This window comes from Streptomyces sp. NPDC030820, from assembly GCF_055572075.1.
Genome location: NZ_JBVIEB010000008.1, coordinates 24857 through 40607, shown reverse-complemented (window position 1 = coordinate 40607; position 15751 = coordinate 24857). Strand labels below are relative to the sequence as shown.

Below are 15751 nucleotides of genomic sequence, written 5' to 3'. Positions count from 1 at the left end.
CCTGACGGTGCGTGCGGGCGGGACGGGCGGGTCAGAACTTGATGCCGCCTAGGAGGCTCGCCAGGCTCTCTCCGCCGGCCTTGATGCTCGGGGCGATGCCCGTGTTGGCGAGGTAGAAGCCGAACAGCGCCGATGTGCATGCGTGCGAGCCCTTGAGGCCGTCCTTGCGGAAGAAGAGGAAGACGACGACGCCGAGCAGCATGACGCCTGAGATGGAGAGGATCATTTCGGGCCTCCTGGTGTCATTGGGTGGGGGACAGTCACCGTGAGTTCTTCCAGGATCACAGGATGTATCCATATGATTAAAGGTGCAACTGGGTGAAATCTGGTAGATTTCGCCCGGTTGGCGGAGCGGTTCCAGGCTGGTCGAGCCGGGTTGTGCCGTCGGTGGGGGCTGGTGCTGATCTTTACCTCGGGCACAACGGGTCATGTGCCGCGCGAGCCAGTACGCTGGCGATTCACTCGTACGGCCGCGTTCCGCTCTCGCTGCCGTACGCTCCCTGAAGTCCCCGAAGTTCGCAGGAGAGGCGGTCCGGCCGATGAGTGAAGCCCCCGACCCCGAGGTCGTGGAGCTGGCGACCAAGATCTTCGATCTGGCCCGGCAGGGGCAGACCGAGGCGCTCGTGGCCTATGTCGACGCCGGCGTTCCGGCCAACCTCACCAACGACCGCGGCGACTCCCTGGTGATGCTCGCCGCCTACCACGGGCACGCCGACGCGGTACGCGCGCTGCTCGCCCGGGGCGGCGCGGCGGACCAGGTCAACGACCGGGGTCAGACCCCGCTCGCGGGCGCCGTCTTCAAGGGTGAGACGGAAGTGATCAAGGCGCTCCTGGCGGGCGGAGCCGACCCGGCCGCGGGGACCCCGTCGGCCGTCGACACCGCCCGGATGTTCGGCAAGACGGAACTCCTGGAGCTGTTCGGCGCGCACTGACGCGCATGTCCTGACCAGGTACGACACGAAAAACGGGGGAGGCGGTAAGAGGCCGCCGGAAATACGGTCGCGGCAGCACAAACCGCCGGGTCATCATGACGACGTGATTCACGGACGCGATGGCTGGGCAGGTGATGCCGCACCGCGCGGGCCGTGATGCGGTCCGCATGGGCCACCGACGAGAGGCAGAGAGAGATGGTCTTCAGCAAGCAAGAGACGGCGGGCGCTCCGACGTTGTGTCACGCGGCCAGGTAGTGCGTGTTCTCCGGTTGCGTCGACGCTTGATGTGAGGCTGTTTCCCATGTTCGATCCGGTCATAGCGCCCAGCGGTACGCTGCTCGGCCTGCTCCAGCGGGGCCGCGGCGACGGCACGCTGCACGCGCTCACCGCCCCCCGCGCGGAAGCGCTTGCGGCCCTGAACCACTGTGTGCTGCGCGATCCCCGCCACGACTGGCAGGTGGAGAACCGCTCCCTCTACTACGCCCGGCTCTACCTCGACCTGAACGGCGAGCTGGACGCGGTCGAGGCGCACCTCTTCGACTCCGAGGACGTCCTCGACACCGATGAGTCCCGCACCGGTCTCGCCCTGGCCGTGCTCGGGCACCTCGCCTCCTACGGCAGGCGGGACGCCCTCGGGCTGCTGCGCAGGTACGCCGCCCACGGCTCCAACTGGGCCTGGGCCCTGGACGAGCTGGCCCTCAGGGACGACGACGCGGGCCTGCGCGCCCTCGCCGCACCCGTCCTGGCCCGCTTCGGCACCGACCCCGAGGGCGAGGCCGAGCTGGCCGCCGCCGTACGCGACGCCTTCGAGCCGCGGCCCTGGCGGTTGTGGGCCGAGGATCCGCGCGAATCGATCGCCGCACGCGTGCGTGCCGCCCAGGAGACCGGCTGTTTCGACCGCTGGCAACGGCAGATGCGGCCCACCGGCCCCCGGCCCGGATGGAGCGTGCGCGCCGTCTTCGAATGGGCCCAGCAGGGCATGGACCGCGGCGCCGCCCTCCATGTGCCGGCCGCCCGCTGTCTGGTCGCCGTGGCCGGCCCCGAGGACCGGCCGGAGATCGTCCAGGCCGCCAGGACCGGCATCGACGGGGCCCGCTGCACCGCGCTGCGCTATCTCGCCGACAGCAACGACCCCGAGGCACTCGATCTGATCGAGGCCGCCGTCGCCGACGGCACGACCGTCGTCGTGGAGGCCGCCGCCGACGCCTTCGAACGGATGCGCAGCGTCGCCGCCGTCGACCGCGCCCGCCGCTGGGCCCAGCGCCCCGACGTGCTCGGCGCCGCCGCCGGACGCATGCTCGCCTGCCGCGGCGGCGTCCAGGACCGCGATCTCGTCCTCGGCGCCCTCCGGGAGGCCGTGCGCGGCGAGGGCCCCGACGCGCCCACGCTCTGGACCCTCGTCGACGGCACCGGACGCCTCGGCATCGCCTGCGCCGCCCCCGTACTGCGCCATATCTACCGTGAGACGGCCTCCTCCCATCTGCGCGGCCGTGCCGCCCGCGCCCTGGCCGCCACCGACCCCTCCTTCGCCACCGGCTTCGCCGTCGAATGCCTGTGGGACTGCGAGGAGACCACCCGCGAACTCGCCGCCCGGCACGCCGAGACCGGTGACGCCCGGGTCGTCGAGCGCCTGCGCCGCCTGGCCGCTGATCCGGCCGAGGAGGCGGAAGTGCAGACGGCCGTACGCAGCCGCTTCGGACCCGACGCCGCCCTCGGCTGACCCCACGCACACCCACGGCCCGGGCGGACGGCCGCCCGCCGAGTGAACACCGGGTGTCCCGCAGGTCAGGCGGTCATGACGGCCGTCTGACCTGCGCGGGTGCGCAGCCCAACGCTCACAGGACGTTCCCCGGGCGGAAAGATCGAAGTTGACCCGGCCACGTCCGGCGCGGCGACAACACCCGTATGCGTGTCGTCATCGTGACCGAATCCTTTCCCCCCGATGTGAACGGCGTGGCCCACTGCGCGCTCCAGACCGCCCGGCACCTCGTAGATCGCGGTCACCATCCGCTCGTCGTCGCCCCCGCCCCCGCTCCGGGCAGCGGACCGGACACGGACGCCCCGTGCCCGGTCGTCCGGATCCCCTCCCTCCCGCTCCCCGGCTACCCCCAGGTCCGCGTCGCCCTCCCCAGTCGGCGGCTCGCCGCTGCGCTGCTCGAACACCGGCCTGACGTCGTACATCTCGCCAGCCCCTTCGTCCTCGGCGTGCGCGGCATGGCCGCCGCCGCCAAGCTCGGCATCCCCGCCCTCGCCGTCTACCAGACCGACCTCGCCGGATACGCCCGCACCTACATGGGGGCCGGCGAGGCGGCCGCATGGCGGCGGATCCGCTCCGTGCACGCCGCCGCCGACCGCACCCTCGCCCCCTCCAGCGCCGCGCTCGGCGACCTGGAGGCGCACGGGGTACCCCGGGTCCGGCTGTGGCCGCGCGGTGTGGACACCGTACGTTTCCGGCCAGATCTGCGAGACGAGGCGGTGCGCCGCGAACTCGCCCCGAACGGCGAGCTGATCGTCGGCTACGTCGGCAGACTCGCGCCCGAGAAGCACGTCGAACTCCTCGTCGGCGCCTGCCGTCTGGACGGCGTCAAGGTCGTGGTCGTCGGCGACGGGCCCAGCCACGCCCACCTCACCGAGGCCCTGCCCGGCGCCGTCTTCCTCGGCCGCCGCACCGGCGACGACCTCGCGCGGATCTTCGCCTCGCTGGACGTCTTCGCGCACACCGGCCCCTTCGAGACGTTCTGCCAGACCGTCCAGGAGGCCATGGCCAGCGGGGTCCCGGTCGTCGCACCCGCCGCCGGCGGCCCGCTCGACCTGGTCGCCCACGGCCGCACCGGATACCTGGTCCCGCCGCGTGACGCCGACGCCGTACAGGAGGCGGTCCGGGAACTGGCCGCCAACCCGGCGCGGCGGACCGCGTTCGGCGCCGCCGCCCGCACCATGGTCGAGGGCCGCACCTGGGCCGCCGTCGGCGACCAGCTGATCGCCCACTACGACGACGTGCTCGCGGCACGGAAGACGGCGGTGGCGGCATGACCGGCCAGTCCCTGCGCATCGTCCGGCTCGCCAACTTCGTCGCCCCGGCCTCCGGCGGCCTGCGCACCGCGCTGCGCGAACTGGGCAAGGGCTTCCGGGCGGCGGGCCACGAACCCGTCCTGGTCGTGCCCGGCGAACGGCACACCGACCGCGACACCGAGCAGGGCCGGGTCATCACCCTGCCCGGCCCGTTGCTGCCCGGCACCGGCGGCTATCGCGTCCTCACCGACAAGCGGCGCGTGGCCGCCCTCCTGGAGGAACTGGCCCCGGACCGCCTGGAGGTCTCCGACCGCACGACCCTGCGCTGGACCGGCCGCTGGGCCCGCCGCACGCGCGTGCCCGCCGTGATGGTCTCCCACGAGACCGCCGACGGCGTGCTGCGCACCTGGGGCCTGCCCGAGCACCTCTCCCGCCGCGCCGCCGACGCCCTCAACACCCGTACCGCGCACGTCTACTCGCGGGTGGTGTGCACCACGGAGTTCGCCGAGCGCGAGTTCGTACGCATCGGCGCGCGCAACGTCGTACGCGCCCCCCTCGGCGTCGACCTGACGGAACGCCACCCCGCCCTGCGCGACCCGGGCCTGCGCACCCTGCACGCGCGCGGGGACGAGGCGCTGCTCGTGATGTGCTCCCGGCTGTCCGTGGAGAAGCGCCCCGGCACCGCGCTGGACGCCCTGGAGGCGCTGATACGACGCGGGCGCCGGGCGGTGCTCGTGGTGGCAGGGGACGGGCCGCTCAGGGCCCGGCTGGAGCAGCGCGCGCGGGAGCACGGGCTGCCCGTGACCTTCCTCGGGCACGTCTCCGACCGGGCGGCACTCGGTGCGCTCCAGGCCTCCGCCGACATCGCCCTCGCGCCCGGCCCCGCCGAGACCTTCGGGCTGGCCGCCCTGGAGGCCATGGCGTGCGGCACCCCCGTAGTGGCGAGCGCGTCCTCCGCGCTGCCCGAGGTCATCGGCTCCGCCGGGGCGACCGCGGCCGACCGCGGCGAGGCGTTCGCGGACGCCGTGGAGCTGCTGCTGGACCGCGGCGAGCGCGCACGGCGGGACGCGGCACGCGCGCGTGCGGAGTGCTTCGGCTGGGGCACGGCCGTGGAGGCGTTCCTGGCGGCCCACGACGCGGAGGTGCTCCGCCCGACCGGCGTCCGTCGCACCGTGCCGGAGGGCGTGGCATGAGCTCCGTCCGCTTCGTCGCCCTCGGGGACTCGCTCACCGAGGGCGTGGGCGACCCCGCCGGGGACGGCTGGCGGGGCTGGGCCGCGCTGCTGGCGCCCGCCCTCGCCGAGACCGCCGACGCCGTGGAGTTCACCAACCTCGCGGTCAGCGGCGCGCAGACCCGCGACGTGCTGGAGCGGCAGACGCCGGCCGCCCTCGAACTCCGTCCCGACCTGGTGTCGGTGGTGATCGGCGTCAACGACACGCTGCGCCATACCTTCGACATCCAGGCGGTGGCCGGCCACCTCGACGCGGTCTACTCGGCGTTCACCCGCGAGGGCGCCACCGTACTCACCGCCTGCCTGCCCGATCCCGGCGCGATGCTGGGCCTGCCGAGCGCCCTGGCCCGTCCGCTGGCCCGCCGGCAACGGGCCGTCAACACGATCGTCCACGCGCTGTCCGAGCGCTACGGCGCCGTCCACCTGCATGCCGCGGACGGTGCCTGGATCACCGACCGGTCCCTGTGGAGCGCCGACCGGCTGCACCCGGGCGAGCGCGGGCACCGGCAGCTCGCCGTCCGCTTCCACGCCCTGCTCACCGAGGCGGGCCGTGCGACGGGACGGCCGCCGTCCCCCGAACCGGAGTTCCCCGCCCCGACCCGGGCGGCGAGCCTGCTGTGGCTGGCCACGGCCGGCACCGCCTGGGTGGCCCGGCGCTGCAAGGACCTGCTGCCCCAGCTGCTGCGCCTTGCCGCGGACGAACTGCACCACCGGGCCCGGGGCACCAGCGCCCGACTCGACCTGAGCGCCTCGGCGGCGGTGTCCGCGGCCCTGGCCGCCCTGGGCCCCGGCCAGGACGCCGAGGCTCAGCGGCGCCCTGCGGGCACCAACGCGACACCGGGGGCACCGAGCCCGGCGCGGACGGCCGCCGGCACCGGTACGGCCCTTGTCGTGACGCTCACCAGTGGAGTCGGCGAGGCGAATCCGTCGACGGTCCGTGCAGCCGCCGAGGCCGGAGCGGCGGGTGCGGGTGCGGGTGCCGGTGCCAGTGCGGTGGATGCGGTCTCGTCGGGGCGCGTGGCCGGTGAGGCGAGGCCGGGGGCGACGGTCCGTGCGGGCGCCGAGGCTGGAGCGGCGGGTGCGGGTGAGCGCGCCGTCTCGGCGCTGGGTGTGGCTGGCGGGGCGAGGCGGGCGGTGACGGACCGCGGGGCCGGAGAGCCTGGTGCCGGTGCGGTGCGTGCGGTCTCGGCGGTGGGTGTGGCCGTTGAGGCGAGGCCGGCGCTGCCGGTCCGCTCGGCCGCGGTGGCGGATTCGGGCTGCGAGGCCCCGGCGCCCGGGGCGCAGCCGGGGCGGACCACCGTGGTCACCGGGTAGTGCCCGACGGGGCGGAGGGCCGGCCGGGAAGGCGACCTTGCGCGCGTCCGGGGGCCACGGTGCCGGAAACGCCCACGCGGCCGCCAGGGCGCAAGCGGCGTGGACGACTGCCGTCACCGGGTGACTCCCGGCGGTCGGTGGGCACTGCGGGAAAGTGACCGGACGTCTGTCCGAGGGGCCTGGTCCGTGCCGAGGGCCGGGCCCCGTCGCAGGCTCACCAGGCCGGACCCGCCCCCACTCCGATACACCACACCTACTCGCCTCGTCTCGCCCACCTCGCGTGCGTGCTCCCGCGGGGACCGGGCCGGGGCCGGCTTCAGACGATGCCGGCCAGCCGGTACTGCTCGTCGCGGGCGTCGGTCAGGAACATCTGGCCCGGGGCGTGGGTGATGGCGAACGGCGGCCGGGAGGCCATCACCGCCGCCTGCGCGGTCACTCCGCAGGCCCAGAACACCGGGATGTCATCGGGCGCGCCGGTCACCGGATCGCCGAAGTCGGGGCGGGCCAGATCCTCGATACCGAGGGCTGCGGGGTCACCGCAGTGCACCGGACCGCCGTGCACGGCCGGCAACAGGCTGCTCTCCCGGATCGCGGCGCCGATGTGCTCCGGTGGCACCGGCCGCATGGACACCACCATGGGCCCGCGCAGTCGGCCCGCCGCCCGGCACGCGCGCGTGGTGAGGTACATCGGCACGTTGCGGCCCTGCTCGACATGCCGGATCGGCACGCCCGCCCGGGCGAGCGCCCACTCGAAGGTGAAGCTGCAGCCGATCAGGAACGACACCAGGTCGTCCCGCCAGTGCGCACGTACATCGGTGGGCTCCTCGACCAACTCGCCGTCCTCCCACACCCGGTAGCGGGGCAGGTCCGTGCACAGGTCGGCGCCCTCGGCGAGAACGGTCGACGTGGAGCCCGCGTCCGTGACGTCCAGCACCGGGCACGGCTTGGGATTGCGCTGGCAGAACAACAGCATGTCGTACGCCCAGTCGACCGGCACCGAGATCAGGTTGGCCTGTGTGTGGCCCGCCGCGACCCCGGCCGTCGGACCCGCGAGGCCCTCCCGGAACCGAGCCCGGGCGCTTTCCGGACTCCACGTGTGCGCGCGCTGGTCGACCGCTGTGACGGGGAGGTCCTCGGTACGCGGTGTCTGCGTCATGCCGGCTCCTCGGAATGTGAGCAATGCCGCCTTCCCGAAAGGTAGAGGATCGTTCAACGATCCTTCAATACCCATGTTGTCTCGTCCTGGACTGTGCGATTGAATTCCCGGCATGACAGAGCAGCTGACGGCACTGGCCGACGACCGTGCGCTCCTGGGGCGTACCAGCACGGCGGAGCGGGTCTCGGACATCCTCCGGAGCCGCATCGCCGACGGGTACTTCCCGCCCGGCACCCGGCTGTCGGAGGACGGCATCGGCGGGGCGCTCGGGGTCTCCCGCAACACCCTGCGTGAGGCGTTCCGGCTGCTCACACACGAACGCCTGCTGGTCCACGAGCTCAACCGCGGGGTGTTCGTGCGGGTCCTGACCGTCGAGGACGTCGAGGACATCCACCGGACACGCTCCCTGGTCGAGTGCGCCGTCGTGCGCGGGCTCGGCGAGCCGCCGTACCGGCTGGAGGGCGTCGCCGCGGCGGTCGCCGAGGGAGAGCTGGCGGCCGCGGAGAACGACTGGAAGGCGCTGGGCACCGCCAACATCCACTTCCATCGGGAACTGGTCGCCCTCGCGGGCAGCGAACGCACCGACGAACTGATGCGCAGCGTCTTCGCCGAGCTGCGGCTCGCCTTCCACGTGGTCGACGAGCCGCGCCGGCTGCACGAGCCGTACCTCGCCCGCAACCGCGAGATCCTGCAGGCACTGCAGGCCGGTGCGAAGAGCGAGGCCGAGCGGCTGCTGGAGACGTACCTCGCGGACTCACTGGAGCGGATGGTGGAGGTGTACCGGCGACGGGTCGCCCCGTAGCGACACACGGCCGTGTCGACAAACCGGCTGAGCCTCTCGTTTGGGTCGATGTCAGACCCAGGACCTAGTCTGTGCACCGTGACTTCGCCTGCATCGACGGACAGCGTTCCACCCCAGCTCAGCGCGGGGCCGCGCCCCGCATTGGGCCCGGCCGCCGACGAGGGACTGGCGCGGCGGCTGCGCGCGCTCGCCTGCACCGCGCCGCTGCACGACCTCGACGCGCGCAAGGCCAACCTGGCCGGTGAGTACTCGGTGTACGGCATGGCCGAGGTGGCCCTCGCCGCCATCGACCTGGTCACGCTCAACATGGACTTCGACACCGGCGCCGACCACGAGCAGATCGTGGCCCGGCTCGTCCCGCGCATCGCCGCCCAGGCCCCGCACCGGCCGACCGCCGAGCACGAGCGCGTGGCCCGCTGGGTCCTGGAGAACCTGATCAACGTCGGCAGCGTCGACCGCGGCTTCCGCGCCGTCTACGGCACCTTCGCGCCGGACGGCACATACGTCCGCCGGGACTACGACTTCAAGCTGATCGAGGAGGTCCCCGGCCCCGGCGGCACGGTGTACCTGCGCACGACGGACGAGGCGGTCAACGTCCTGGTCGGCGCCCTCGACACCGACGTCACCAGCGCCCAGATCGCCGCCGAGGTCAAGCTGGAGGTGCTGATCAGCCGCGGCCGGCTCGCCGACGCGCAGCTCGCCGCCGAACAGGCCCGCTACCGCACCGTGCAGTACTCGGAGAGCCTGCGCCGCGCCCTGGAGGCCACCCGGCGCAACGTCCGCGCGGTCGACTGGCTCAGCGCCGTGCCCGACATGATCGCGGAGGCCCTGGACCACGTGGCCGACCGCTACCGCCACGAGAACGCGATCCTCACCAACATCCGCAAGGCCCGCGACGAGACCGAGGAGCCCGAGCACAAGCGCCGCGCGGCCGAGCTGGTCGACATCGTCAAGGACTGCATCCGGCGGCACACCCAGCTCCAGTCACGGCTGCTGGAGGCAGGCCCGCTGTTCCGCGCCGAGCAGGACCGGCAGGCCTTCGCCACACCGGCGACGACGTCCGGGATCGACCTGTACGGCCATCTCGTCGCCCCCGTCCTCCCACTGCCCCTGGAACAGGCGATCCGGGTCACGGACGCGTTCTTCGCCCACGGCACGGGCCTGCGCACGCCGGTGTCCGTCCGGGTGGCGGACCTCGTCGACATACTGCTGACGCCCCCCGTCGAGCGGGAGCACCTGGGCGCGGAGATGCCGGAGCCCGACCTGATCGCCACGCCGGACGACAGCCGGTTCAGCGAGGAGCAGCTGGCCGCGGCGATGGACCTGCTGGACCTGCCGGCCGACGCGCCGCGCAGGCTGTCCGGGCTGCTGTCCGAGGCCCGGCGCACCGGGGACCCCGATCTGGCCTATCTGGTGGCCCTGTTGGCGGTGCACGCGGCCAGTCCGGCTGTCGGTACCGCGTACCGGCAGGGTGAGGAGAAGCTGCTGTTCGCCGTGGACGACGGGACGGAGCTGGACGATCCCGAGTTCGGTGGGGCGGATCTGATCGTGGGGACCGCCCTGCTGGACGCGGCCGGGATGGCGGCGGACCGGACGGAAGCAGCATGAGTCGACAACAGCGTGACAAGGAGCCCCAACCGTGAGCGAGCACGTCGAGTGGAGTGAGGCGGAGTCGTCGGCACCGTCGGCGCCCGCCGCCGTCACCCCCGCCGACGCCGCCGACGCGGCGCGGCTCGTCGCCTTCGGGCTGCAGCCCAAGCTGCAGCCCGCGCGGGACCAGGAGTACACGGAGCTGCTGCGCCGGTACCGCGACGACCCGGCATTCGCGCGGCTCGCCGACGCCGTCGCCGCCGGCCTGGGTCTCGTCGTACTCGAGGTGTCCCCGCGCGCGGGGATGGCCGTGACGGCCGCCGAGGACTCGGTGTTCGCCGTCCGCATGGGCGACTACGCGCGTCGCACCGCAGCCGACTCCGGCGACCGCTTCCTGCACGGGCTCGCCCATCTCGCCGTCGCCGCACTGGCCTTCCCGCGCCCGGAGGACCTGGCCGACGACACCTACATCGGCCGCGTCACCGTCAACGGCGTCGACGCCTTCGTACGGCAGGCCTGCCGACGCCTGGAGGAGCGTGCCGAGGAACTGGGCGAGAACACCGACCCGGCGACCGACGCGCCCGGCCTCGAGGCCGCCTGGCGCATCTGGGCCAGACGCAGCGCCACCGGCGCCACCAAGGACGCCCGCCGCCCGGCCGCCTCCACCACCGGAATCGTGGCCAAGGCCCTCGCCTTCCTCACCGACTCGGGCTTCCTGCAGCGCACCGGTGACGACGGCGGCGGCACCTACCGCACCACGGCCCGCTACCAGCTCCAGGTCCGCGACATGGCCGGCAGCGCCGCCATGGCCGAACTGCTCGAGCTGGGCGTCGTACCGGTGACCGACGGCACGGCCAGCCTGCTGCCCGCCGAGGACACCGAGGACCTGGAGCTGGTGGCCGACGCCGGGCTGCCCTTCCACTCCTGAGGGCCGGCCGCCGAGCCCCGCACCTTTCCTGAACCACCGCACGTTTCACCAGACTTACGAGAGTCCGCCATGTACGAGCTGTCCCGGGTCCGCCTCTACTCCATCGGTCCCGCCGGTGCACGCTACGCCGACACCGTGCTTGACCTGCGGGGCGTCGGCGAGCCCGTGCCCGACCCGGCGCCCACGCAGGCGGAGTTCTTCGAGGAGGAGCCGTCCGGCCCGCCGCGCCGCCCCGCCCCCGCGGGCGTGCTCTTCCTGGAGAACGGCGGCGGCAAGTCCGTCCTGCTCAAGCTGATCTTCTCGGTGATGCTGCCGGGCCACCGCAACACCCTCGGCGGCGCCAGCTCCGGTGTGCTGCGCAAGTTCCTCCTCGCCGACGACTGCGGGCACGTGGCGCTGGAGTGGCAGCATGTGCAGACCGGCGAGTGCGTCGTCGTCGGCAAGGTGAGCGAGTGGCGCGGACGGCAGGTGTCCAACGACCCGCGCAAGTTCGCCGAGGCCTGGTACTCCTTCCGGCCCGGCCCCGGACTGAGCCTGGACAACCTGCCCGTCGCCGAGTCCACCGCCGTACGGCCGCCCGTCGAGGGCACCTCGGGCGCCCGGGGCCGGCGCCGCACCATGAAGGGCTTCCGCGACGCCCTCACCGAGGCCGGCAAGGCCTACCCGCACCTGGAGGTGCACTGGGAGGAGATCCACGACCGCTGGATCGAGCACCTCGGCGACCTCGGCCTCGACCCCGAACTCTTCCGCTACCAGCGGGAGATGAACGCCGACGAGGGCGAGGCCGCCGGTCTCTTCGCGGTCAAGAAGGACTCCGACTTCACCGACCTGCTGCTGCGCGCCGTCACCGACACCCGTGACACCGACGGCCTCGCCGACCTCGTCAGCGGCTTCGGCAACAAGCTGGGCCGGCGCGCCGAACTGATCGCCGAACGGGACTTCACCGCCGGGTCCGTCGACCTGCTCGGGCGGATCGTCGAGGCCGCCGAGGCACGCTCACGCGCGCGTGACGTCCACGCCGGCGCCGAACGCCGCACCCGCACCCTCGCCCGGCGGCTGTCCGCGCGGGCGGTGCAGGAGCGGGTGCGCGCCGCCGACCTCGCCCAGCGGGTCACGGCCGCCGCCTACGCCGTCACCCACTCCGAGGGCGCCCGCGAGCGCAGCGCGCTGATCGCGGCCGAACTCGCCTACCGGCACGCCTCCCTGGCCCTCGCCGCCGCCGAGAAGTCCGCCGCCGCCCAGAAGCGCGAGCTGGCCGACGCCCGCACCCTGCACTCCGCCTGGCAGGCCGCCGAGGCCGTGCTGCGCCACCGCGCCGCCGCCGACCGTGTCGCGCGCGTGTCCGCCGCCATCCAGGAGGCCGAGCGGGACGCCGCGCCCGCCCTCGCCGCACGTGCCAAGGCCGCCGTGGACCTCGTACGGGCCCTGCACGCGGCCGCCGAGAGCGCCGAGTCCCTCGCCAACGAGGAGGAGGAGCGCTCCGCCGCCCTCCAGGAGACCGGCGACTCCGCCTACCGCGACTCCACCACCGCCGCGACCGAGGCACAGCGCGCCCGCAGCGAGGCCGGGCATCTGCGCCAGCGCCTCACCGAGGTCGAGCAGGAGACGGCCGAGGCCGTCCGCGCCGGCTGGCTCGACGACAGCGCCCCGGACGCGGACCCGGCGCGGGCCGCCCTCGCCGCCAGCGACGCCGAGAAGAGCGCCGTCGCCGCCTGGGACGCGGCCCGCGAGGCCGCCCGCAAGGCCACCGAGCACGCGCGCGAGGCGGCCGCCGCCGAGTCCCGCGCGGAACTGACCGCCGCCCGCGCGGCGGACGCCGCGACGGCGGCCGAGCGGTCCTACGAGGCCGAACGGCGCCTCGCCGAGTCCCTGGCCGCCGAGGAACGGCTGGCGGAACTGCTCAGCCTGCCGGGTGCGTCCGGGACGGGCCGGGCCGACGTGCCCGGCCCCCGGACCGGAGCCGACGACAACCCCGGCGGCCGGGCCGGCACGGCAACCTCCGGCGCGGGCGCGTCCGGTGCGCGTTCCGAGGCGGGGACGGCCCCGCACGGCCGGCCCCCGGCCGAAGGCCCCCTCACCCCCGAGGAACTCGACCGCTTCGCCGACGAACTGCGCGAACTCCTCGACGACGCCGTCTCGACCGCCGAACGGCACCTCTTCGAGCTGCGCACCGCCGCCGCCGACGACTCCCGGATCCTCGGCGCGCTCGGTGACGGCGGACTGCTGCCGCCCGGCCCGGACGTCCTGGCCACGGTGGAGTTCCTCGGCGAGCACGGCATCCCGGCACTGCCCGGCTGGCGCTATCTCGCCCAGGCCGTCGACCCCGCCGACCACGCGCGCGTGCTCGCCGCCCGCCCGGAACTGGTCGACGGTGTGATCATCACCGACCCCGACACGCACGCGCGTGCCCGCGAGGCGCTCGGCGACGCCGCCTTGCTGCCCCGCTCCGCCGTCGCCGTCGGTACGGCCGCCGCCCTGCTCGCCCCGCCGCCCGCCGACAGCGCCGCCTCCGGGGACGTCTTCCTCGTGCCGCCGAACCCGGCCATGCACGACGAGCACGCCGCCGACGAGGAACGGCAGGCGCTGCGCGCGCGGGCCACCGAACGGGACGAGGAGATCCGCACGCTCGCCGCGCGCCTCGGCAAGGACCGCGAACTGGCCGCCCGGCTCGCCTCCTGGCGCACCGGCTGCCCCGTCGGCCGCCTCTTCGAACTGGCTCAGACCGCTCAGGAGGCCCGCGAGTTCGCCGAGGAGGCCGAGGCCGAGCTGGCCGAGGCCCGTACGGTGCGCGCGGAGGCCGACGAGGCCGCCGCCGAGGCCGCGCAGGTCCGCGACGAGCGGCAGGAGGCCGCGCAGAGGGCCCGCCGCGCCGCCGACGCCCTCGCCGGACTGGCCTACCGGCTCCGCGAGCGCGCCGGCTGGCAGGTGAAACTCCGCGAACTCGCCGACGAGGCCGCCGAGTCCGAGGCCCGCGCCCAGGCCTGCCTGGAGCGCGCCCGCGCCGCCGACGAGGACCGCCGCGCCGCCCAGCGCGCCGCCGACGACGCCCGCCGCACCGCACGAGCCCTGCGCGCCGAGCGCTCCGAGATCGCCGGAGCCCCCGACGACGTACCGGTCGAGGACGCGGACGCCCCCAAGGCGTCCCTGCCCGCCCTCCGCGAGGCCTACCGGGCTGCCTCGCAGGTGTACGAGAAGGTCGGCGTCGGCGCCGACCTGCGCGCCGAGCAGGCCCGCGCGGAGAGCGACGAGAGCGCCGCCCTTGCCGAGCTGGACCGGCTCAGCAACAAGGTCCGCACCCGCGCCGAGCAACTGCTTCAGTCGCCCGACGGCTCCGACGGACCCTCCCGGCAGGCCGCCGCCGCCCGCGCGGAGGAGCTGGTGCAGCTCCTGGAGACCCGCATGTCCAGCGCGAGCGAGCAGCTCGGCAGGCTGCGCGGCGAGGCCGAACGGCACGCCCCCGAGGACGGTGAGGCGCACACGGAGCTGCCCGAGGAACTCGTCCCGCGTGACGCCGAGCACGCCCAGGCGCTGCTGCGCACCGCGACGGGCGAGCTCGCCGCCCGCACCGAGGCGCTGGCCGGGGCCCGCGAGGCACACGCGGAGCTGCTGGAGGCCCACCGGGCCGCCGAGGACGCGGCCGGCGGCTTCGACGAGATCGCCGCGATGCTCCGCGACCTGCTGCGCGAGCACGCCCCCGAGGAGGAGCAGGAGGAGCCGGAGCCGTACCCCGGCAGCCTGGAGGAGGCCCGGCACTCCGCCGCCGAGGCCCGCCGCTCGCTGCGGGGCTGCGCAGCCGACCTGTCCACCGCCGAGGCGGCCGTGCGCGAGGCGAGCGACGTCCTCGTCCGGCACGCCAACTCCACGCGCTACGAGCAGGTCCGCACCCCCGCCCGGCAGCAGATCCGCGAACTGCCCGCGTCCGCGCTGCCCGAGCACGCGCAGAAGTGGGCGGACGCGTTCGCGCCCCGGCTGCGTGTCCTGACCGACGAGCTGGCCCAGCTGGAGCGCAACCGCGACTCGATCGTGGACCGCCTCAGGGGCCTGGTGGAGTCGGCTCTCGCCACCCTGCGGTCCGCCCAGCGGCTGTCCCGGCTGCCCGAGGGCCTCGGCGAGTGGTCCGGCCAGGAGTTCCTGCGCATCCGCTTCGAGGAGCCCGACCAGGCCACCCTCACCGAACGGCTCGGCGAGGTCATCGACGACGCCACACGCGCGGCCGTGAAGAAGAACTCCGACCTGCGCCGGGACGGCATGTCGCTGCTGCTGCGCGGAGTCGCGGCCGCACTTCAGCCGAAGGGCGTGGCCGTCGAGATCCTCAAGCCCGACGCCGTACTGCGCGCCGAGCGCGTGCCCGTGGGTCAGATGGGCGACGTCTTCTCCGGCGGCCAGCTGCTCACCGCGGCGATCGCCCTGTACTGCACCATGGCCGCCCTCCGCTCGAACGACCGGGGCCGGGACAAGCACCGGCACGCCGGCACGCTGTTCCTGGACAACCCGATCGGCCGTGCCAACGCCACCTACCTGCTGGAGCTGCAGCGGGCCGTGTCGGACGCGCTCGGTGTGCAGCTGCTGTACACCACCGGTCTGTTCGACACGACCGCCCTGGCCGAGTTCCCGCTGGTCATCCGCCTGCGCAATGACGCCGACCTCAGGGCCGGCCTGAAGTACATCAGCGTGGAGGAACACCTCCGGCCCGGACTGCCCCAGCAGCCGCAGGCCGGAGAGGCGGTGCACAGCGAGATCACGGCGACGCGGATGTTCAAGAAGCCGGCGCCGAACACGCCGTAGC

General features: G+C 74.4%; 10 protein-coding genes and 1 pseudogene. 9 read left to right on the top strand and 2 right to left on the bottom strand.

What is annotated here, in order from left to right:
* Positions 1 to 31 precede the first annotated feature (31 nt).
* Positions 32 to 226 carry a hypothetical protein gene (locus ACZ418_RS22510; protein WP_055706964.1) on the bottom strand — a complete coding sequence of 65 codons (195 nt, stop codon included), beginning with the start codon at positions 224 to 226 and terminating at the stop codon, positions 32 to 34.
* Between the two features lie 313 nt (positions 227 to 539).
* Between ACZ418_RS22510 and ACZ418_RS22505 the strand changes: the two genes are divergently transcribed.
* The 5 genes and pseudogenes from ACZ418_RS22505 to ACZ418_RS22485 form a co-directional block, all read left to right on the top strand.
* On the top strand, positions 540 to 932 hold the full coding sequence (locus tag ACZ418_RS22505; protein ID WP_468365606.1) for an ankyrin repeat domain-containing protein: 393 nt from the start codon (positions 540 to 542) through the stop codon (positions 930 to 932).
* Between the two features lie 301 nt (positions 933 to 1233).
* Complete coding sequence (locus ACZ418_RS22500) at positions 1234 to 2652, top strand: HEAT repeat domain-containing protein (RefSeq protein WP_468365603.1); 1419 nt, start codon at positions 1234 to 1236, stop codon at positions 2650 to 2652.
* 185 nt (positions 2653 to 2837) lie between these two features.
* Positions 2838 to 3965 carry a glycosyltransferase family 4 protein gene (locus ACZ418_RS22495; protein ID WP_468365600.1) on the top strand — a complete coding sequence of 376 codons (1128 nt, stop codon included), beginning with the start codon at positions 2838 to 2840 and terminating at the stop codon, positions 3963 to 3965.
* Positions 3962 to 5137: a glycosyltransferase gene (locus ACZ418_RS22490; RefSeq protein ID WP_468365597.1), complete on the top strand. Its 1176-nt coding sequence runs from the start codon at positions 3962 to 3964 to the stop codon at positions 5135 to 5137. Before ACZ418_RS22495 ends, ACZ418_RS22490 begins: the two co-directional genes overlap by 4 nt.
* Positions 5134 to 5973: pseudogene (locus ACZ418_RS22485) on the top strand (SGNH/GDSL hydrolase family protein); the annotation flags it as partial. The gene ACZ418_RS22490 and the pseudogene ACZ418_RS22485, both read left to right, overlap by 4 nt.
* Positions 5974 to 6805: 832 nt before the next feature.
* Here ACZ418_RS22485 and ACZ418_RS22480 read toward each other — a convergent pair.
* Positions 6806 to 7645 (bottom strand): putative hydro-lyase, encoded by an 840-nt coding sequence (locus tag ACZ418_RS22480; RefSeq protein ID WP_468365595.1) that lies wholly within the window; start codon positions 7643 to 7645, stop codon positions 6806 to 6808.
* Between the two features lie 112 nt (positions 7646 to 7757).
* On the opposite strand from ACZ418_RS22480, the gene ACZ418_RS22475 reads away from it, so the two are divergent.
* From ACZ418_RS22475 to ACZ418_RS22460, 4 genes are all read left to right on the top strand, one after another.
* Positions 7758 to 8447 (top strand): GntR family transcriptional regulator, encoded by a 690-nt coding sequence (locus tag ACZ418_RS22475; RefSeq protein ID WP_468365593.1) that lies wholly within the window; start codon positions 7758 to 7760, stop codon positions 8445 to 8447.
* Between the two features lie 78 nt (positions 8448 to 8525).
* Positions 8526 to 10055 (top strand): hypothetical protein, encoded by a 1530-nt coding sequence (locus ACZ418_RS22470; protein WP_468365590.1) that lies wholly within the window; start codon positions 8526 to 8528, stop codon positions 10053 to 10055.
* A gap of 31 nt (positions 10056 to 10086) precedes the next feature.
* Positions 10087 to 10965 carry a hypothetical protein gene (locus ACZ418_RS22465; RefSeq protein ID WP_468365587.1) on the top strand — a complete coding sequence of 293 codons (879 nt, stop codon included), beginning with the start codon at positions 10087 to 10089 and terminating at the stop codon, positions 10963 to 10965.
* Positions 10966 to 11034: 69 nt separating this feature from the next.
* Entirely contained in the window at positions 11035 to 15750 is a 4716-nt protein-coding gene (locus ACZ418_RS22460; RefSeq protein WP_468365584.1) for a hypothetical protein, read from the top strand.
* Position 15751: the final 1 nt, after the last annotated feature.

Coding starts and splice junctions, on each gene's coding strand:
- ACZ418_RS22510 (WP_055706964.1), bottom strand. CDS start 226: ATGATCCTCTCCATCTCAGGCGTCATGCTGCTCGGCGTCGTCGTCTTC.
- ACZ418_RS22505 (WP_468365606.1), top strand. CDS start 540: ATGAGTGAAGCCCCCGACCCCGAGGTCGTGGAGCTGGCGACCAAGATC.
- ACZ418_RS22500 (WP_468365603.1), top strand. CDS start 1,234: ATGTTCGATCCGGTCATAGCGCCCAGCGGTACGCTGCTCGGCCTGCTC.
- ACZ418_RS22495 (WP_468365600.1), top strand. CDS start 2,838: ATGCGTGTCGTCATCGTGACCGAATCCTTTCCCCCCGATGTGAACGGC.
- ACZ418_RS22490 (WP_468365597.1), top strand. CDS start 3,962: ATGACCGGCCAGTCCCTGCGCATCGTCCGGCTCGCCAACTTCGTCGCC.
- ACZ418_RS22480 (WP_468365595.1), bottom strand. CDS start 7,645: ATGACGCAGACACCGCGTACCGAGGACCTCCCCGTCACAGCGGTCGAC.
- ACZ418_RS22475 (WP_468365593.1), top strand. CDS start 7,758: ATGACAGAGCAGCTGACGGCACTGGCCGACGACCGTGCGCTCCTGGGG.
- ACZ418_RS22460 (WP_468365584.1), top strand. CDS start 11,035: ATGTACGAGCTGTCCCGGGTCCGCCTCTACTCCATCGGTCCCGCCGGT.